The organism is Paenibacillus sp. FSL H3-0310 (assembly GCF_038002785.1).
GTDB lineage: Bacteria > Bacillota > Bacilli > Paenibacillales > Paenibacillaceae > Paenibacillus_AQ > Paenibacillus_AQ odorifer.
Genome location: NZ_JBBODC010000002.1, coordinates 1,209,097 through 1,229,017, shown reverse-complemented (window position 1 = coordinate 1,229,017; position 19,921 = coordinate 1,209,097). Strand labels below are relative to the sequence as shown.

The 19,921-nt window shown below is 42.6% G+C and carries 16 protein-coding genes and 1 riboswitch; of the genes, 3 read left to right on the top strand and 13 right to left on the bottom strand.

All coding sequences use genetic code 11. The features are described from left to right. Nucleotides 1–102: 102 nt before the first annotated feature. From MHH63_RS24905 to MHH63_RS24875, 7 genes are all read right to left on the bottom strand, one after another. On the bottom strand, nucleotides 103–5,916 hold the full coding sequence (locus MHH63_RS24905) for an NPCBM/NEW2 domain-containing protein (protein ID WP_076191586.1): 5,814 nt from the start codon (nucleotides 5,914–5,916) through the stop codon (nucleotides 103–105). 258 nt (nucleotides 5,917–6,174) lie between these two features. After that, nucleotides 6,175–6,261, bottom strand: a riboswitch (cyclic di-GMP riboswitch). A 157-nt stretch (nucleotides 6,262–6,418) separates the two neighbouring features. Next, nucleotides 6,419–6,985, bottom strand: a complete 567-nt coding sequence (locus MHH63_RS24900; RefSeq protein WP_076282228.1) for a hypothetical protein — start codon at nucleotides 6,983–6,985, stop codon at nucleotides 6,419–6,421. Between the two features lie 116 nt (nucleotides 6,986–7,101). After that, complete coding sequence (locus MHH63_RS24895; protein WP_305953541.1) at nucleotides 7,102–7,950, bottom strand: EAL domain-containing protein; 849 nt, start codon at nucleotides 7,948–7,950, stop codon at nucleotides 7,102–7,104. Between the two features lie 190 nt (nucleotides 7,951–8,140). After that, nucleotides 8,141–8,536, bottom strand: coding sequence for a Crp/Fnr family transcriptional regulator (locus MHH63_RS24890; RefSeq protein ID WP_179089366.1), 396 nt, complete (start codon nucleotides 8,534–8,536; stop codon nucleotides 8,141–8,143). 251 nt (nucleotides 8,537–8,787) lie between these two features. Further along, on the bottom strand, nucleotides 8,788–9,777 hold the full coding sequence (locus MHH63_RS24885; protein WP_248548914.1) for a sensor domain-containing diguanylate cyclase: 990 nt from the start codon (nucleotides 9,775–9,777) through the stop codon (nucleotides 8,788–8,790). Nucleotides 9,778–9,815: 38 nt separating this feature from the next. Next, nucleotides 9,816–10,610, bottom strand: coding sequence for an alpha/beta fold hydrolase (locus MHH63_RS24880; RefSeq protein WP_076181841.1), 795 nt, complete (start codon nucleotides 10,608–10,610; stop codon nucleotides 9,816–9,818). 427 nt (nucleotides 10,611–11,037) lie between these two features. After that, nucleotides 11,038–11,799 carry an SDR family oxidoreductase gene (locus MHH63_RS24875; RefSeq protein WP_076278246.1) on the bottom strand — a complete coding sequence of 254 codons (762 nt, stop codon included), beginning with the start codon at nucleotides 11,797–11,799 and terminating at the stop codon, nucleotides 11,038–11,040. Between the two features lie 269 nt (nucleotides 11,800–12,068). On the opposite strand from MHH63_RS24875, the gene MHH63_RS24870 reads away from it, so the two are divergent. Beyond that, a complete protein-coding gene (locus tag MHH63_RS24870; RefSeq protein ID WP_341172207.1) occupies nucleotides 12,069–12,635 on the top strand; it encodes a TetR/AcrR family transcriptional regulator in 567 nt (188 codons plus the stop codon). A gap of 64 nt (nucleotides 12,636–12,699) precedes the next feature. Here the strand turns inward: MHH63_RS24870 and MHH63_RS24865 are convergent, their stop codons facing one another. From MHH63_RS24865 to MHH63_RS24850, 4 genes are all read right to left on the bottom strand, one after another. After that, nucleotides 12,700–14,775: a carbohydrate-binding domain-containing protein gene (locus tag MHH63_RS24865; RefSeq protein WP_341172206.1), complete on the bottom strand. Its 2,076-nt coding sequence runs from the start codon at nucleotides 14,773–14,775 to the stop codon at nucleotides 12,700–12,702. 23 nt (nucleotides 14,776–14,798) lie between these two features. After that, entirely contained in the window at nucleotides 14,799–15,479 is a 681-nt protein-coding gene (locus tag MHH63_RS24860) for a DUF4956 domain-containing protein (protein WP_341172205.1), read from the bottom strand. Further along, nucleotides 15,472–16,215, bottom strand: coding sequence for a polyphosphate polymerase domain-containing protein (locus MHH63_RS24855; protein WP_076105108.1), 744 nt, complete (start codon nucleotides 16,213–16,215; stop codon nucleotides 15,472–15,474). Before MHH63_RS24855 ends, MHH63_RS24860 begins: the two co-directional genes overlap by 8 nt. A gap of 108 nt (nucleotides 16,216–16,323) precedes the next feature. Then, nucleotides 16,324–16,446 (bottom strand): hypothetical protein, encoded by a 123-nt coding sequence (locus tag MHH63_RS24850; RefSeq protein ID WP_256716004.1) that lies wholly within the window; start codon nucleotides 16,444–16,446, stop codon nucleotides 16,324–16,326. A 76-nt stretch (nucleotides 16,447–16,522) separates the two neighbouring features. Here MHH63_RS24850 and MHH63_RS24845 point away from each other — a divergent pair, with 76 nt between their 5' ends. Together MHH63_RS24845 and MHH63_RS24840 are read left to right on the top strand one after the other, a co-directional pair. Continuing rightward, entirely contained in the window at nucleotides 16,523–17,200 is a 678-nt protein-coding gene (locus MHH63_RS24845; protein ID WP_076099753.1) for a response regulator transcription factor, read from the top strand. After that, on the top strand, nucleotides 17,200–18,474 hold the full coding sequence (locus tag MHH63_RS24840; protein WP_341172204.1) for a sensor histidine kinase: 1,275 nt from the start codon (nucleotides 17,200–17,202) through the stop codon (nucleotides 18,472–18,474). Before MHH63_RS24845 ends, MHH63_RS24840 begins: the two co-directional genes overlap by 1 nt. Before the next feature lie 60 nt (nucleotides 18,475–18,534). Here MHH63_RS24840 and MHH63_RS24835 read toward each other — a convergent pair whose 3' ends face one another. Together MHH63_RS24835 and MHH63_RS24830 are read right to left on the bottom strand one after the other, a co-directional pair. After that, nucleotides 18,535–19,290 carry a class I SAM-dependent methyltransferase gene (locus MHH63_RS24835; RefSeq protein WP_280753209.1) on the bottom strand — a complete coding sequence of 252 codons (756 nt, stop codon included), beginning with the start codon at nucleotides 19,288–19,290 and terminating at the stop codon, nucleotides 18,535–18,537. Then, the gene (locus MHH63_RS24830; protein ID WP_076124175.1) at nucleotides 19,287–19,847 is read right to left on the bottom strand and encodes a hypothetical protein; all 561 of its coding nucleotides are present in this window, start codon (nucleotides 19,845–19,847) and stop codon (nucleotides 19,287–19,289) included. The genes MHH63_RS24835 and MHH63_RS24830 overlap by 4 nt, the downstream gene beginning before the upstream one ends. Between the last annotated feature and the right edge of the window lie 74 nt (nucleotides 19,848–19,921).

Below are 19,921 nucleotides of genomic sequence, written 5' to 3'. Positions count from 1 at the left end.
TTTGTCATATGACAAAATGGATATTTTTACATAAAAACCCCTCATTTAAAAACTGGCGAACCATGGTTATAGAGACCACAATCCGCCTGCTTTCTTGGGAATTCAATTATTATCAATAAAAGAAATGATTTGCACGAGATTACCTGCGACTTGGTAAGTTAACCCCAGCATGTAAGTTCCTTTCTCCTCGTTTGATAGGTCAATAGTGAACACATCCGGATTAGCAGCCCATTCCTTCATATCAAACACAATTTCTTTAGATGTTCTAGTGTTTCTTACTCCAGCCGAATTAGGGATCACTTTGCTGCCATCGAGCCCTTTCACCAGATTGGCCACTTCAACTACAGGTCCCTTAAATTCTCCTACCTCTACCATTTGTGGGTCGGCCAATAAGCTCGTTAGTTTAGTTAATCCTTGTAATGGGGAGAAATCTGTAATTTCATTTCCAGTAATATCAAGTGTCTCTAGGTTCTTCGCGTACTGCAAACCTTCCAAGGATCCGGCTCTTCTGGTTTCGCTAGTTAACGTTGTAAGGTTATACATATCACCTAATGTTAATTCTCCAGTTACGCCCAATGTAGTCTTGATCGAAGCACTTAAATACGGGTCCGCCACAGTAATTACTTGCGTAAGATCTATTTGGACCAAACCTTCGGTTGCTTGTTGCAACGCTGCTACAGCTTCGTCTACTTCACTTTGCGTAACAGAAGAGTTAGCCAACACTGTCTCTGCTATCGAGAGGCTGGACGTAAATGCCGCGATGCTCTCAGGTGTGAAGCCTTCTAGAGAAATTGCTTTAGCCGCTGCAATCGCCTGTTCGAGATCTCTAGTGAATAAGTGATCTCCATTCGCGAAATGTAGTTTGGCTCCACCCCATGCAGCATGGTCAGATCCGTTGCCATTTCCCCCGTCTGTGACGACTAATTTCAGTTCTTTTGCTTCATTAATATCCAATTCGATGAATTTCTGCGGATCTCTCGAACCCATGACCCCACTATCGAATTTCTTCTCTCCATCGACAAACACCTCAAAGCTCACCGAACCAACAGAACCGTACATTTGTCTATCTACACCTACATAGGAAGTGAAATAGTCCGCGTTTTTGTCGCTTAGATTGTATACAATCGTCGAATTAGAGTGCGCTCCAATTCCTCTTTCATAGGACACTACCTGATTGTTCTCATCTGTTAATCTCAGCGTATTTGCACTAATAGATTTATCCTTCAAAGGTGCAGTATAGCTGTTCTGAGTAGAATTCCAGTCGTAATCCGTCAGGTACGTAAAGTCCGTCATGTCTACTACGGCTATAGTTCTAATCTTCGTGGTCGTATTTCCATCACTATCTGTTACTGTGTAAGTGATTGGATACTTTCCGGCCCGGTTGAATTTAACTTGCTCTTGGCCTGTGACCTTCACTTGAGCCGTCAAGTCACCGTCTTCCGAATCCATTGCCGAATAGCTTTCACTGATATCAATCGCTTGGCCCACTTTGGTTGAGACAGATTTAGGTATGGTAAGCTCTGGTGTATTGTTCAAGATCATAAACTTCGCATCAGCAAAATCACCGTGATCTGAAGCATTTCCGTTACCTGCATTATCTAACACCAGCTTCAATTCACTTACATCCTTAACAGGTATCCGCGCAAGCTTGGCTTCTGTACCAAATTTCATCAGTCCGCTGTTATAAACCTCTGCCCCGTCGGCAAAAATTTTGAAAATTACACTGGAGTTGCTTTGCTCAGGGATATTTCTATCAACCCCTACATACGTTTCAAAATATTCATAGTTTGCACCTGCCAGATTATACACGATTTCAGAGCTGGCATGGGTTCCTAAGCCCTTAGCGAACTCTTTGACCTCGCCATTTACCAGCAGCTTAATCGGATTGTTAGAGCTAGCCTTATCTTTTCGAACCACATTATAATCCGTTTTTGCCGATTGCCAATCTATATCACTCAGGTATTTACTAGCGCTGTATACAACAATCTTTCTGGCCTGCACAGCGGAGTTCCCATCTGAGTCTGTAACTGAAAACTCGACGTTGTAAGTCCCTGTTTTGCTTGATGTGAATCCATTTGAATGCACTTCAACGGCTCCAATTAAGTTACCATCTTCCGTATCAAAAGCTGTTACATCGCTCAACACATCAAATTCGCTGTTCAGCTTAACGAAGGTTGTCTCTTCCGGTACTGTAATGGTAGGTTTGCTTGAATTATTCGAGAACTTCGCATCCGCCCATACCGTATGGTCTGAAGCATTGCCATCCTTAGCATCTGTTGTAACCAGCTTCACCTCTCTTGCGCCAGTCACAGGGATTTTCACAAATTGATGTTCTGTTCCTGCCCGGAAAACATCACTCTCAAATTTCTGTTCTCCATCCACATACACTGCAAAAGTAGCCGAGGAAGGTTTCCCTTTCATGGCTTGATCAATCCCAATGTAGCTTTCAAAGAAGTCGTAACCCTTACCTTCAATATCGTAAACTACCTCAGAGTTGGCATGAACACCAATCCCTTTCGCGTACGTCGCAGCCAACCCTTGGCGAACAAGGGTTATGATTCCCCCGGAAACGGCTTTATCTTTCTTTAATTCACCCCAGCCTACAACGACTGACTTGGCATTGAGATCGGAAATATAGGCGTAGTCGCTCGTTACCGTAACCTGTGTGGTTTTCGTTTCCGTAACCCCTTCGCTTTTCACTTCATATACAATTTCGTAGTTGCCTTTTTGCGTTACATCAACGTTATTGGCTTTCAGAGAGACATCTGCAGTAATATCGTTTCCTAGATAGTTAGCCGCTTTTACATAGCTCATCGGATCAAAGGTTTGATTAAGCTTTAAAGTGAGCTGATCTTCAACAGACAAGGCTGGCTTAAAGGCTTTAACCTGTACGGGCTTCAGTGGGTTCAGCTTTTTATCATAACCGACGATCTTGTACGTATAGTTGATACTCGCATCTACATTCTGATCCACAAATTGCTCAGTTCCTGTAAAACCAACTAACACATCATTTCTATACACTTCATATCCTAAAAAGTCTTGCTTAAGCTCTTTATCTATACTGAAACTTAACGTGTTCGTTCTAGCCGTGGTGTTAGGTGTGATATTAACCTTAATGGCCAGATTTTTATCCGCTATTCCAGTTCCCTCATAATTAATCACCGAGTTATTTAAATACCATAACTTTTGCGGTGCCGGATACTTGGCTACTTTCGCTTTTGTCTCAGGATTCACAGTGAAGCCATGTCTGGCAAAATAGCTGCTTAAATCTAATCCCAGTACTTCGGAGGAGAACTCCACCAAATACTGCTGCTTGGAATTGTCACCGTTGGTAAGGATGACCTTCCGCTCCCGATATAGCTTGGTCAGCTCTGTCCAGTATCCCGGATGTGCCAGCTCCAGCTGCCAATAGGCTCCGAGTTGTGCAAATAAGCCCTGCTGATTCATAACCACTTTGTTTTCTTCGAGGACATATTTATAGATATCTGATTCATACGGTATACGATTATCTATCGAATTCGCCGCGACAGACATAAACATAGACACCATATTATTAGTTACTTCGCCATATTCCCGTTCACCCATAGCCAAGCGATGCCCGATTTCGTGATTCAGTCCCCAGCCCGGATAAGCTTTGTTAAAATCACCTAACATGGTTCCTACTGTTCCAAGTTGGATCCCTGTATGATCTCCCGCTGCATACATCGCACCATAAGGCTGCATCAAGCGAATATTCTCACGAATTAGCTTGGCATCATGAATCTCGCTACTGCCATCCAGGCCATAGAAGGCAAAAATACTCTTCATCCAGGTGTCATACCCAGTTACGGTGTCCAGCGGGTTATTTCCTTGCGTAATATATTTGTTGTACGCCTCCGTCGCCGTTCCTGTGAAAATAACATGATCGCTGGCCAGTTCTACCACATCTATGAGTTTACGATCTTGAACATTTGGATGAGCCGCTTTATCTTCGTCTAGTCTTTGTTTGTATGTGATTAAGAAGGTTTTGAATTGTTCTGGATCCGTGGTCTTGGTCATAAAAGGAATCTTTTCTAAACCTTCGAAGCGGATCAATGGCGCTTTCCCTTGTTCCTCTGCTGTATAGGGATTTACGATATAAACGGTGCCGCCCTTAGTCACTTCATGTGCATAATAACTATTCATAGCAAATTCAGGAACGGTTATAATGTTCTTACCTGGACGCAATTGCACACCTCTAGCCCAAACATTCCAAGCGGCCTCTTGTTGAGAAAAGACTAAAGAAGGTAGCTTATCGTTAGAAGCTGCATCCACATAAACGTTGATCGTATCTCCAGGCATTGCAACGAGACCTGTAGGCTGGTTGTTCGTACCAAAACCAATTCTCAGGTTTTCCTGCGCATGCTTTTTCATATCTCCACGTTGTTCCGCCTCAATGATGGTGCCTTCGGTTTGAACTTCACCATTCACTAGCCTCTTAGCTAAATCCAAAGAATCTTTCAGGATTGGATAGAGCGGATGTACTTTTGCCGCTTCTTCTAATTCGTTGATTGCTTCGACGCTATTATAAGCAGGCACAACCGCACTCATCGTTCCATCTGTGAAAATACCATTTACAGCTTCGCTTACTTTATCTTCTGTATAAAATCTAAATTCAGCCGCAAAAGGTCTGTTGATATTAGCTTTTGTGAACTTAAATTTTAATCTTTTAAACTTCGTCGGTTCGAATTTAAATTCCAGAAAGTCATTGGTACTAATCGCGGTTCCGCTAGATACAAGTTGGAAGGTCTCTCCTTTACTCGTCTCTGATGCATAGATTTCAAAAGCCTCTGGGAATCCTTTGCGGTTATCTCTAGCCAAAAAAGCCACTCTGTCCAGCACTTCCGCTTGCGCTAGTTCAAACACGACTTCATTCGTGAAGCTTGCATCATTGTTTTTGTTCGTTTCCCAATGCGTAGTGGGCTGGTCATCCAGCATATATTCAGGCTTCGTACCTGGGTAGCTTCCACCGTTCACCGTTACTTTTGATACGTTTGCATTCGGCATTCTATAAGCTTGGCTATAGGCATTTTCATAGGCTGTTCCATACCCTTTTAGCTTCGAAACCTTGGCTGCCGTTGCCTCTACCTGATGGTTCTTCAAAAGGATCTTTGCATTCTCTATCTCTTCTTTAAACTGCGCATACAGTGGATGTGCCTGCACTTCATTCTCTAAAGCTGTTAATTTCTCTGTCGTATTAAAGGCAGCACTAACTTGGCTCAAGGTATCATCTGTAAATAATTTTTTCATTTTAGCAGAGACACTATCCTCTTTATAAAAAGAAAACTCAGCCGCACTCGCCCAATCTTGGTTCGCTTTTTTGAAGACAAATTTAAGTCTCTTAAAAGCCGTAGGTGCGAACTGAATCTCCACTACATCACCGGTTGAGCCTGTATATTCTCCAGAAGACACGAGCGTAAAATCACCCGCATCGGTAGTGGAGCCGTAGATATCAAATTCTTGAGCAAAACCTTTACCTTTCGCACCGGATTGCCTAGCCGCGTATACCATTCTATTTAATTCAGTGGACTCATTGAAAACAAACACAACCTCATTCGTAAACGTTGAACTATTCGGTTTGCCAGTCTCCCAATGCGTGCTCATATCCCCATCCATAGCCTTAGCTATAGGCGAGCCTGAGTAGTTGCCACCGTTATTTGTGATGGATTTAATATTTGCTGGATTCATTCTAAAAACCTCATTATAGGCATTTAGAGCATCCTTGCCGTACAGCTCAAACGGAATAACCGAGGCGTTGCTTAATAAGTTAACCTTACTTTGCGCCACTGTTTTTGTTACATTTACCTTGCTTGCCTCACTTGCTAAAGCATAACCTGCCTCACTCGAAAAACTGGCCAACATGGCCGCCGATGTAGCGATCGCAATCATTTTCTTCATCTCTTCTTACCCCCAGATGTCATATGAATCTCTCCAGTGCCCAAAAATGGGCACAAAAAAAACTACCCCAAAAGAGTAGCTTGATTGCGTATAAAGTCGCCTAAAAATTAAGACTTAATTTTTATTAAACCTTAACAAGCATAAACGCCTTCGGCGTCCTTATAAGGACGGTAAGCGTTTAAGCGAGAAATATAAGATATTAAGTATAGTTTTATAACTTATACTTTCTTATATTTTAACAAAAAGCGTTACGCACTCTTTGGCAGCTGGCTGACAATAGTTATGATAACCTTAGTCCCTATAGCTTTGCGTCCCTACATTTCCATAGGTTTGCCTATGAAGTTTCGAATACATTCAAAGAGTAACATAAGCCTAGATCTGATCGCATGATTAATTGGTATGAAATGAGTATAGGTAATTGCAATTAGTTTTTCTTATGTGATAGATATTATTTATCGACTATCCCGGAAGAGAAGGACATCCTTTAGGACTGTAGGTCTACTTAACTCTCCGATCCAAACAAACCCCGGAACCAATTCCACACATCGCCCGTGACGGGAATTAATCCGAAACCATGTTCGCCAACTGCGATTACACCATATGCCCATTGTCCGATAGCTATGGCACCCCCAGCGATCCTGCCTATCGCTATCGCACCAAACGCCGTATCCCCTATGGCGATGGCCCCCAACGCTTTTTCCGCGATTGCGATCGCTCCTACAGCCACGCCTGCAATCGCAATCGCTCCCACTGCGAAGCCAAGCCAGCTAAGTGCTATTGCTCCGATCGCTAACCACATTCCCAGTGATATTGCTCCTAAGGATAATACGCCCACGCTTATCGCACCTATGGAAATCAAGCCAACAGCTACATCTCCAATAGCGATTAATCCAACGGCTGTCTTCACACGGGGTTTACCTCCACGGCCATACGCTTGACCTGAGTATCGCCCTAGATTACTGCGAATACTGATGACCGGAAATGAGGGAGAAGGCCATTGATAATCAATCTCTCGTCCATCAAAGCCCCTAGAATCCGCCCAGCGCGTTACAAATTGATGCCATTTCATATTTATCCCGTCCCCCTTTTCAAATTACCTAAATTATACAACCCCGGGGGTTGGCTGTACTCAGACTCTGACCTGAAATTCATCTCATCCTCTGGACGGATATATACTCATTAGGATTACTGTTTGGGAATAGGATCAGGCTTTCCAAATAAATAGCCCTGAAACAACTGATAACCACTCTGCTTAAGCCATTCAAAGTCCTCTCTAAACTCCACACCTTCTGCTAAAGGAACGGATTGGATTTCTAAAGCTTTTTCTAAAAATTGCTTTGCTATTTTCTGTTTGTTCAGATCGCTGGACACACCCTGAACATATTTCATATCCAGCTTCATGTAATGGGGTTTAAGCTCCAATAACATCTCGATCGTGCTGAAGCCCTCACCAACATCATCTAAAGCGTATTCAAATCCCCGATCCTTGTAATATGTCAAAATAGCTTTCAAATGAGCGAGATCATCCACTTTCTCCGTCTCAACAACTTCAAAGACAAAAAGAGAAGGATCGACGCCTAATTGATTGGCCAGTTCAACGGTTGATCTTAAGCAGAACTCTGGAGCGTAGATCGACGTTGGGATAAAATTAATAAACGTTTTTTTATTTAAGGGTGCAGCATATTTTACAGCCGTCATTCTACATAACCGGTCTAAAGCATATAAACGCCCACGATTCCGTGCCGCCGCAAAAATCTCATTAGGATAGATAAGAGATCCGTCTTCTTTTTTAAATCTGGATAGGAGCTCGTATGCAAAAATCTCTTCCCTTACGTTCACAATCGGTTGGAAGTAGCAAGTAACAAGACCCTTAGTGATAACCTCATCAATCCACTCCATATCAAGTACAGTGGGTAATTCGGATAGAGGTCTCCATGTTTGGTCATCTATACGGAATTCAACCTGCTCCGACTCCATATGGTCATTACAGAAATCCAGAAAATCCCGCACCCCAGCCTCCTTAATTGTAATCACATTTTCTTCCACCTTATGTATCGTATTACTTCTACTCAAGTGATGAATAACCTCAGGTAAAACCCTAAGATTAAGCTCACCATGAGCCTTGATTTGAAAATTCAGCTCTCTTACTACACAATGATTACAAGCCACATTCATAACCCCTTTAATAATCGATTCTCTGAAAAAGATCCCGGAACGGCTCTTCTCAATCGAAATCCGTATACTCCAGTAAATACGCCGGGTCTAACACGGTGATCTGCTGATGTTGAATCTCAATAATCTTTTGTTCTTGCAGATCTTTAAGCACAAGGGTAGCCGTCTCCCTTAACGTTCCGATCATATCACGCGCTCTCGCATCATGAAATTTCATTTCATATAATAACCGATTCGATAAAAATAAACGCTCCATTTGCAGCAGCATCAATTGATCCTTAATCAACGGGTAATCGGCAACCATCTGCTTAAAAGGCTCATGTTTAATCTCAAATAATACAGTATCATTCATAGCCACCGCAGACAGCACTCTTATATTGGAGGGATGGATCACTTCCAGATCGCCATAATCCCCGAATAGATAATGTAGGTATGATCCACATTCCATAGTTTTGTATGCCAACATACTGATAATAAATCATCATCCTGTTATATTCTATCGTAACGTTGTCACATAGGCTTGATGCCAATACGAATTACAAAGGAGATCCATTCATGAAATTCCGAATTCCCTTTTACAGCTTGAACGATTAGAGAAACTGGATCTCAGATGGAATCACAGCTTGAAGGGAACAGACATTTTAGAGCAATTAGAGCAAAGAGGATGTATCGTTTATAAATAACAAAAAAAGCCTCCAATTAAAGAAGCTTTTCACTCAAATCCATAATATGCGTAACGCGATTTCTCCCCTGTTCTTTAGAAACGTAAAGCGCTTGATCAGCTTTTTCCAGAAGAGTGATGTCTGTATCGGTTGCTTCAAAGGTAGCTATGCCAATGCTTACCGTAATGCTGCCAATCTCCCAAGTGGAGCTGGCTATGAATTGTCGTAGACTCTCAGCTATAGCCGTGGCATCCGATGAATCTGTATTAGGCAGCAGAAGGATAAACTCCTCACCACCATACCTAGCTGCGATATCTTCTTTACGAGATTGGGACTTCAGGATACTCGCCAATTTCTCCAGGACATAATCACCCATCTGATGACCGTAGGTGTCATTCACATTTTTAAAGTGATCAATATCTAGAATACATAACGAAAAAGGCGCCTGATCACGGTGATACGCTGCAATCTGTTCTTCCAGCTTTTCTTGCAGGAACCTTCTATTCTTTAATCCAGTAAGCTTGTCTGTAGTAGATAGCTCTACTAAAACGGCATTCATCTCCAGTAATTCAGCTTGCTTTTGCTCGATTTCCAGGTGGATTTGTTTGAGCTTTGCCAGCGCCTGATCTTTTTCCCAATATGCCTCTTCTATTTGCTTCTTCGCAGATCGTAACTCTAGCTCATAATCAATACGTTTGCCCATCTGTACGAGAATACAATCAATGACCTCTACACCTTCACATTCAAGGCGTCTACCATTTAACAAGTAAGGCACGGCTTGCCCCTTGCTGTCCTTCAAATTGATAAATAGCTCTTCTACATGTCCATTCAGATTGATAAAAGGATAGAAGTATGAATGAAAAATAAGCTTGTTGGCTGTAGACATGATAGATTCAAAGTGTTTATTTACCAAATCAACCTGTTGATATCCCATCCCATCCAAAAAGGTTTGATTCACATCGAGGATCATTCCTTCATGGGTAATGGAAACATATCCGCATGGCGCATATTTTAACCGGTCATCCATTGTCTAAATATCCTTTCAACACCATAATCTTCTCCATCTCACCCAAGATACTCATTAATCAAAGTAATGGTCTCCTGGGGATGGCTAATATGTGGATAATGGCCCTTGGCCTCCATTAACCGGAACGTACTATTATTCATATGTCTATGTAAATATTCTCCTACTTCTATAGGAACGATACTATCATCCGAGCATTGCAATATGAGTGTAGGCACTGTCGCTTTAGGCAGATCTTCTCGATGATCCGAAAAAAATGTAACTTCCGCAAATTCTCTAGCGATAATAGGGTCGGCCGAAATAAAGCTTCGTTCCAGCTGTTTAGTCAACATTGGGTCAGGATTATTCATCGCAAGTGGAGCCATAAAGCTAGCCCAGCCCGCGAAATTCATCTCCATCATATCCAGAAGCTCAGTAATATCACTTTTTTCGAAGCCCCCGAAATAAGCATCTCCCTCATTTAAATAACGTGGGGAAGGTCCGATCATAATCATTTTATTAAAATAATCCGGCCGCTCGATTGAAGCAAGCAAACCGATCATAGAGCTAATAGAATGGCCTATAAAAATAAGATCCTTGAGTTCAAATGTTTCGATAACATCTAGTACATCCTGTACATAACCATGGAGAGTATGATATTTATCCGATGTATATGCGCTTAAATCTGAATGGCCTGAGCCTACATAATCAAATAGAACGATTCGATACTTTTTCTCAAATGATGGCGTGATAAACTGCCACATGCTTTGATCACACCCAAATCCATGCGCAAAAAGGATAGTTTTTTCTCCTGCTCCAATGACTTTTACATGATTCCGCACCATAACATCGTTCATTTCATATAACTCCTCTATAGTTAGCATTCTCTCTATTTTGCAGGGTTCCCCTGGAAATATCAAGCGTAGAAAAAACTCCGCTAGATTAATCTCTAGCGGAGTTTTATGTAGCCTCCCGTTTGGGTCATCATTTGGCAAAATGGTAGCGTGCTGGGGTACCTCTGCGTTTAATCCGATCACATTTTGTCCGAAAAAATTGGTTAGCGGACCGAGTAGACCTTAAATGCGCCATTATTCCACATTTGAATTGCTATCGGACTCCACTGCAGCTATTGGCGCGAAAACACAAAATATGGGCCGATTTATATGAAATAGCGTCTCTGGAGTCCGAATTCCTTCTCAAAAGGCTGAAAATTTGCGAATAACATCATCTGGGTCCGTAAGACTCCGTGGATAAACTGTTGAGGCAGAGGTAGACAACCAACATTTAGAATGCGGAAGTCCAACCCGCATCAGCAGCGATGATAGCTCCGTTTACAAAACTGGAATCATCCGAAGCCAGGAATAACGCAACTTGTGCGATTTCTTCAGGTGTACCTACACGAGGGATCACAGCCTGTGTTAATTGCGTACGGCTCACGCCGAATTCATTTATATTTTTCATTGAAGCACTGATGTTTGTGGCAGTAGCTCCTGGTGCGATAGCATTACAACGAATCCCTTTGTTGGCATACATAAAAGCTGTGTTTTTCGTCAAGCCTACTACAGCATGTTTAGAGGCAGTATAAGTTGCTCCCGCATGGGCACCACTTACCCCACCTGTAGAAGCGGTATTAACGATAACCCCTTTTCCTTTTTCCAGAAAAATAGGCAGTGCTTTACGAGTGGACCGCATTACACTTTTGGTATTGATATCAAAGATAAGATCCCATCGTTCATCTGTAATATCACCAACTGGCTCAAAGCCATCCATAATCCCTGCGTTATTCACTAAAATATCTAGCGTGCCATATTCTTTTACAGCGGTATCAATCATGCTATCAATATCTCCAACCAGGGCAACATTTACTTTCAGTGCCTTAGCTACTCCACCGTTACTATTGATGCCTGCGGCTACTTGTTCAGCACCTTCTAGGTTCAGATCGGCTACAATCACTTTTGCCCCTTCTTTAGCGTACAACTCTGCGATAGATTTCCCCATACCCGATGCCGCCCCAGTAACCACTGCAACTCTGTCTCGAAGTTTCATGTTGGAAGTCTCCTTTACGTTTATCTATAATGTAAATATCAATATATAAAATCTCTTTAACGCTTAAAATTTATACTACTCAAGTTTAATCCTCTAAAATTTAACTATCAATATACAAATGAGACACCAAATGTTCATAAATATATATAACGTGGGATTCTGTTCAAATAGGATTAGAAAATAGACAGTTAGGTGGTCTTCTGTTGCTTAAAAATAATCGGAGAACTAGCAAATCGCGTAAAGAGCTTAAAAACGCATTGATATTACTCATGGAAAAAAAGAATTTCCGCACCATTACGATAACCGATATCGTTACCCTTGCCGATTTAAACCGCGGAACCTTCTATAAACATTATCAAACCAAAGAAGAACTTCTAAATGAGCTAATTGATGATGTGTTGGAGGATTTAATTAAGGCTTATAAAGAACCCTATCTTCATACCGATAAATTTATAGTTAGTGAGCTGACCACCTCGAGCATCAAGATTTTTGAACATGTGGTCTCTTACTCTAATTTTTATACCATCATTATAAATTCCAATGTTCTGCCAGGGTTCCAAAATAGGATTTGCGACCTCTTAAAGGAGCTCACCAAGCGGGAATTAGTCGCAGTTAATAACACTAATACCAATGTAAATATAGAATTGTTTTCCAGTTATACCGCCTATGCTCTATTTGGATTAATCATAGAGTGGGTAAAAGGCGGATTTAAATATACAGCTAACCATATAGCAGAGCAGCTGATTGAAATTCTGTCTTTTAATTCACATAATGTGATCATCAACACTTCAAATCAACCGATTAAACAGAATTCCATCCCTGTTAACGGCGACTAATTTATCTCAAACTAAAAAAAGCCACTCCAAAATGCTGGAGTGGCTTTTGAATGCAATTTATAACCTAAGGTCTTCTGTTTCCACCACCACCGCCACCTGGACCTTGATTAGTGTTTGCGGTTGTTACTCCGGATTCATTTAGCCAAGTTACGCTGCTTGTAATTTCGAACGCTACTACTTTTGTTCCTCCTGTATATTCACCATCCGTATACAGTCCGTTCGCTTCACTACCAGTCGAGGTACCTCCCGAGTAGAGGGTGTAAGAACCGCCGTCCTTCAGATCCGGTGAACTAATCACCACCGTTTGATAGCTCTTCGAAGGAGCAAAGGTCAGGATCGAGTTACCTTCGCTGTCCTCTAGATGAACCAATGTTCCAGCCTCCTGGGTCTGAGGGAAAGTCATGCTGACTGCATGTTGGCTAGAGGTGTCAGACGGTGCTTGTGCCATGCCCGAACTTCCCGCAGCCACCAAAGTTCCTCCACTCTGTTCAAAGCTACCGTCGAAATCAAGTGCACCGTTACCGCTATTGGTAGGTCCATTAACAATAACCGTGCCACCCGACATTGTGATGGAGCCGTTCGAATCCAGCCCGTCACCTGAAGCATCGACCGTTAGTGTTCCTCCACTAATCGTTAGCATATTGCTAGCAGAATCGCTGAATTGATCCTGCTCCTGAGGGCCGCCGCCTACAGTCGCCTCATCGTTACCTCCTGCTACATTCACTCCATCATCAGAAGCAACCACATGAGCTTCGCCACCGGAAATCTCGATGTTTGCTACTTCAATCCCTTCGTAGCTCTTCGTAATATCAATTTTACCACCAGATATCGCCACCAAAGCATCCGCATGGATTCCATCGTCGCCAGTTTTGATGTTGAATTCTCCATCAGCTATAGCAATGTTACTGTTGCTGTGCACTGCATCATCAGCAGAATCGATGGTAAAGGTTCCGTTGTTTACGCTAATATCTCCTCCAGCCTTCAAACCTTTAGTACTTGGTATTTCCGATTCTGTAGTTGTTGCCGTTGTTGTCGTTGTTGATGCTTCCGTTGTTGGTATCTTCGGTTTTGTTTCTGGCATCGTCTCTGGTTTGGTTTCAGATGTTGAGGTTCCTGTTGTTCCTGGTGCTTGATCCCCTGTTCCCTGACCTCGGCCACCTCTCATGCCCATACCTTGCCCTTGATCACCTGTTTTCACTTCACCCTTCTCGTTGCCCCCACCCGTAACTAAGGTGTATGTTCCGCCATCTATTACAAGTGAAGTCTCAGCTTGAATTCCATCATTACCAGCCGTAATATCAAATGTTCCTGCTGCTATTGCTATGAAGCCTTTGTCCGTCTCAGTATCGTTGGTTGATTTCATTCCATCGCCTTCTGCCGTTATGCTGATATTTCCGTCTTTTACAGCGACAAGATCTTTACCTACAATCCCGTCATCGGCAGCCTTAATTTCAATAGTGCCACCCATAATTTTCAGATCGTCCTTGCTCGTAATTCCGTCATTATAGTTAGCGGAAACAGACAGCTTCCCGGTCCCATTAATCGTTAAATCCGCTTTACTGAAGATAGCCGCACTCGGTTCATCTGTAGTTTCATCGGCATACACGTAAGTTGCTCCATCAGATACGGAGTTCTCCGTCCCGTCTTCCAAGGTAATGATCACTTTCCCCGCTTCTTTAATATCAATTGCTGCACTATCGCTGTTCGTGATGTTCACACCGTTCAGTACCAAGTGCACAGTACCTTCATCCTGATTATTAACTACAATCTGTCCATCACTCAACTTACCAGACAGCACATAAGTTCCTGCTGCAGTAATTGTCACTGAGCCATCCTTGGACTCAGCCCCGGTGCCGTCAACAAGCGCACTTGTTCCAGCCAAAGCAATTTCCGTCGATTGGTCAGCCGTCCAAGTTGTATTAGAATCCTCTTCATCGAACGTCACCAGATCGGACAATTTGGCGCTTGCCAGTTGTACTCCCGTAGCAGCCCCATTCTGAGTTATCGTTGTTCCCGAGGCTGCTACTGTACCCGCCGCCGCTTCAGACTGTGTTGTTGTGGCATTGGTACTGCAAGCCGACATAAGTAATGCACACAATAGCAAGATTCCTACTTTACTTCCGGTTATATATTTATCCATTTTTCATCCATCCTTTCGTTATCTTAATAGTCATTAGCAGTTGGAGTCATGGTCAGAGACAGGTCTAAATTACCGTTCCGGGTACGAATCGCATCCAAAAATTCCTTCTGGTTTACAGCCTCACCCAGCGTTACAGCGTAGACCAGTTCATATAAACTGCCAAGCTCAGACGTTCTAATCTTTTTAAGCTCATACCCAACGTTATATTTATTGAATACTTCAGCGAAGGCTTCCTCATATCCCAGACTCTCCGGGATGGTTACCTTTAATGTTTTTTGCGACGTTGTTCTTACACCAAAGTTAGTCCGGTTAAGGATAAACATAAGGGCGCATAGGATAAGGGTGAAAAAAACTGCATATCCAAAGGAACCCACTCCACAGGCAAGTCCAGAAGCCATGGTGAACAGAACAAATGTGATATCCTTCGGATCGCCCGGCGCACTTCTAAACCGAATGATGGAGAACGCCCCGGCAAGACTGAAAGCTCTGGCAACATTACTTCCGATAAGCAAAATGATGATGGCCACAATTACGGGCAGCAGTACCATTGTTAGTGTGAAGCTTTGCGAATAGCCGCTTGCATTGGTCTTCATATAGGTGTAGCTAATGATCCCGCCAAGAGCAATAGCTATAAAAATAGTTAGCAGTGCGTTGGTAAACGTTAACTCTGTACTAGTTGCTACGGTAAATAATGAATCAAGCATAGAGGGCACTCTCCCGTTCTGTTTTACTGTTCTTCAGCATTTTTTTATATTCGTTGCCGTACTTGGAGAAGCTTGTACGGTACATTTGATGCTCTGAGAGCATTTTGGCCAGCCAGACCGGAATCGTGTTCTCAGCTTTTACTTCCATAAGCCACTGCCCCGGCTCCAGCAAGGGTTCGCCATGAACACCGTGCTCCATCTTCAGATCGTACCGGCGGCTGCGAATATTTGTATCGAATGTAATTCTTAGATCGCGATTGTTTTTACAGAACAACGCTTTTCGGTCATAAGACAGATACACCTTGGGCTGCAAATCATAGCGTGTCAGAAAATATTTGATCTCTTCAATCACCTGTTTATTCATGTAATCCTTGAATTCCGGTTCCATACCGGTGGCGACAAAATCATAAGCCTCGTTTAATTTGAGCGACGTTCTTCTTTTATTAACAAGACCAAATACCTTCTTTTTGATTTCCAGATACACCTTCGTATCTTGATTTGGAACACCGTATGCTCTTAAACGAAGCTTCTCTTTGTACTTGGGCTTCGCAAGACTGTTACGAATCAGGGTGTTGTGCTCCGTGTCATAATATAAGTTGGTTATGGAGTAAAACTCATGTTGCTTGTTGAAATCGTCTAGTTCCATGTATTCAAGCAATTGGTTATAAAATTTATAGTAGGCTTCGTTGTCCAACAAATATTTGTTCTCATAACGGTTGAATACCTCAATCGCCATATGTGATCAATCCTTTCTGTTTATCGTTGTCTCGTGTGCTTATGAATGTATCTTAGATCCCAAACCTTTAATGAATCTTAAATGGTTTTACAAATTATTGATTATCTTTTACATTCCCTTAACACAGGTGTAAATCGTAACTGCGGTGAATGTTGTTCTTCCGGCCGCTGTTGTCTGCAGATTTCTTGATTTCAAACTGCTGTTCGCAGTCACTTCTATCTCAACCTTCATTAAGGTTCAATAAAGGTAATCCTGATATAATGACCTCAATAACAAATACTGGTTCTATGTAGGGGATGGCAAAACCATGAGAATATTAATAGTAGAAGACGAGCTTCATCTCGCTGAAGCCTTAACTCAAATATTAAAAAAACATAATTATTCGGTGGATGCAGTCCATGACGGCAGGTCGGGTCTGGATTACGCACTGAGTGGAATCTATGATTTGCTGCTGCTCGACATCATGCTGCCTGAGATGGATGGGGTCAGCGTCCTCAAGACGCTGCGGAAAAAGGGGATACCCACTCCCGTTATCCTGCTTACCGCAAAGGGTGAAATTACAGATATGGTCACTGGGCTGGACTATGGAGCTGACGATTATATCGCCAAACCTTTTTCCTCGGAGATCTTATTGGCAAGAATAAGGGCTGTACTAAGACGTAAAGGCGAGGTGATACCAGATGATGCTTTAAAGTTCGGGGATATTGAACTGAATACATCCAATCTGAAACTTACCGTGGGTGGCAAAGAGATCAAGCTCAATCTAAAGGAATGCGAGCTATTGGAGCTTCTGATCTTGAGGAAACAAGCTGTAACCTCCAAAGAACAAATTATTGAGAAGCTGTGGGGCTTTGATTCAGATGCTGAGCACAATAATGTAGAGGTGTATATTTCTTTTTTGAGAAAAAAACTGACCTTCTTAAATTCGACCGTACGCATTAGTACGATCAGAAACGTAGGGTATGTATTAGAGGTGACGACCTAATGTTCACAAAGCTCAGAAATCGGTTTCTTATTGTTAACTTAGTCACCATCTCGGTGATCATGCTTGTGGCCTTCATCTCCATATATGTAATTACGTACCGGGATGTCCAAAACGATATTCAGATGGATCTTCACAGAATCATGGAAAACTACAAGTCTCCCGGTGGTGACACAGGACGATTAGGCAATACCAAAGGAGGAGCCACGTTACCACGTGTGGATAATAAACGTACGGATAACGGAACACCTCCTCCAGAACGCTCAATCTCATTTATGCTGAAAATAGATACAGCGTCGAACCTTACGGGGAAAGATTCCAAATTTACTATGGACGATGAATTTTATAATACGGCTCTGCAAGAAGCACTAAGCGCCGGTAAAGATACCGGAAGGTTCACCTTGGATAGCAGCAAATGGATCTTCAACATCCAGCATACGAATGATGGGGCGATGCTTGTATTTCTGGACATCACTGCAGAGCAAAAAATCCTCACCAATCTAATCTATACCTTCTCTGTAGTTGGCTCAGTGATGCTGATTATCTTGTACTTCGCTAGCCGCTTTTTTGCTAATCGTTCAATTGCGCCGGTAAAGGAGGCTTTTGAGAAACAGAAACAATTTATTGCGGATGCTTCCCATGAGTTAAAGACGCCGTTGACTATTATTAACACCAATGCGGATGTTCTCCTGTCCAACAGTGATGACACCATTCACAATCAGTCCAAGTGGCTGCACTATATCAAGTCGGAAATAGAAAGAATGACCAGCCTGACCAATGATCTGTTGTACCTGACCGAGATGGACGATTCCAGATCGAGAATGATTTATTCGAAATTCAATCTGAGCGACGTGGTTGAAAATATCATTTTAACGATGGAAGCTGTAATCTTTGAGAAGCATATCTCCCTTGAATATGACATCGAGCCTGATCTGACAGTGCTAGGCAATAGTGAACAGATCAAACAAGTGATTATGATCCTCTTGGACAATGCTGTAAAATATTCGAACCCTAAAGGTTCAGTCACCTTATCCCTTAAAAAACAACATAATGACATGGTGTTAGCGGTCACCAATACGGGGGAGGGCATTGCGCCGGAGCACTTAGCAAGAATATTTGACAGATTCTACCGTACAAATGCTTCCCGGGCGCGTAAACAAGGGGGGTATGGCCTAGGACTGGCGATTGCCAAATCGATTATTGAACAGCATAAGGGAAAAATTTATGCCAAAAGTTTTGTCGGCGAGTCCACCACGTTTTACGTACATCTTTCATAACTACCAAGTAAAAAAGACTCAGACCCTGTTATCTCAAAGGTTTGAGTCTTTTTATTTACTTTACACTTCGCCCCAATAAATTTCGGTATTATAATCAAAAAACACTTGCCCACCCTGATTATTTCGTTCAAAAATATTCCGCAGCTCAGCCATCATATTCTCATAGCTTGGATCTCCGGGGACCGGAGTGTAGGAAGACGATCGAAGCCGCCCGCTTAATCCCTCCAAATCAAATACCTGCTGATTGCTAAAATGCGCTACTTGCATCTGTCCTTTCTTGAAAAAGGAACTAAGGATCTCAGGGGTAATGTTCTTATGATTAACTTGAGTGTAGTTCGTCCCGAAGGTCTGCAGCAGCTGCTCATATTCCTCCAGAAATGGGGTACCGTAAGTAAGCCGGGAGTTCCATATCAGAATAACTTTTCCACCCGGTTTTAGAATCCGCTTGAATTCCAATTGCGTTGCGTCCCTATCAAACCAATGAAACGCTTGGGCGCATACGATAAAGTCCATGGACTGATCGGATAATTCTGTATGTTCAGCAGACCCCGGCGATACAGAGAAATGGTTATCCTTTGCGAAATTCTCTTCCGCAGCTCTACGCATTTCCGGATTGGGTTCAACGGCAGTCACACGACTCCCGCGCTCCAGAAGTAATGCTGAGAATATTCCTGTTCCTGCACCAATATCAGCAATATCACAATTGGGTTGGAGCCCAATAGTATTGTACAAATAATCAATGGCTTCTCCAGGATAGCTCGGCCGATATTTTACATACGAATCCACCCGATTAGAAAATATTTCTTTGCTATTCATCCTTCGTCTCCTCCTAAGCGCTCAGGTTCATAATCACTTAATTTACCTTGGTAAACCAAACGCAGCCGATCACTTTGGCGAAAATCATCCGGAGTAACGAGTGCGGGCAGCTTATCCCATAACTTAATGCCCGACCGCTCTAGAATTTCCGCTACAAATTGCGAACAAAAATAAGAGTTGCTGAATTCGACAGGCTCCTTCAGGGCAATGCCAATTACGCCGAGAATATTATAGAGATACTTTTGACGGCTTCGGATAAAGACTTGCAAGACCCGCTCCATCTTCTCCACTTCGCGGGCTGTAACTTGAAGTTCATATAGGACACATGTTGTATTAGGGTATTTGCTGAACGTACCTGTCTTAATATCCTCCTTCACAAACCCTCCATTCAGGGGGTTGCTCGGATGCTTTCTGCCAAAGCTATACAGCTCGGAAAGCTCCCGATTAAAGGAGATCGAGGCATGATTATAGGGTGCTTTTGTATAGCCTTGAATGAGCTTCGTAAAAAGCGTCCCGGTATTCGTCAGTAATATAAAGACCGATGGATCTGCTGCCATTTACAATTTTCCCCTTATCAAGTTTGAGCGTTTCCTTCATAATAACATATGAACCCATTAATGGAATCTACTCT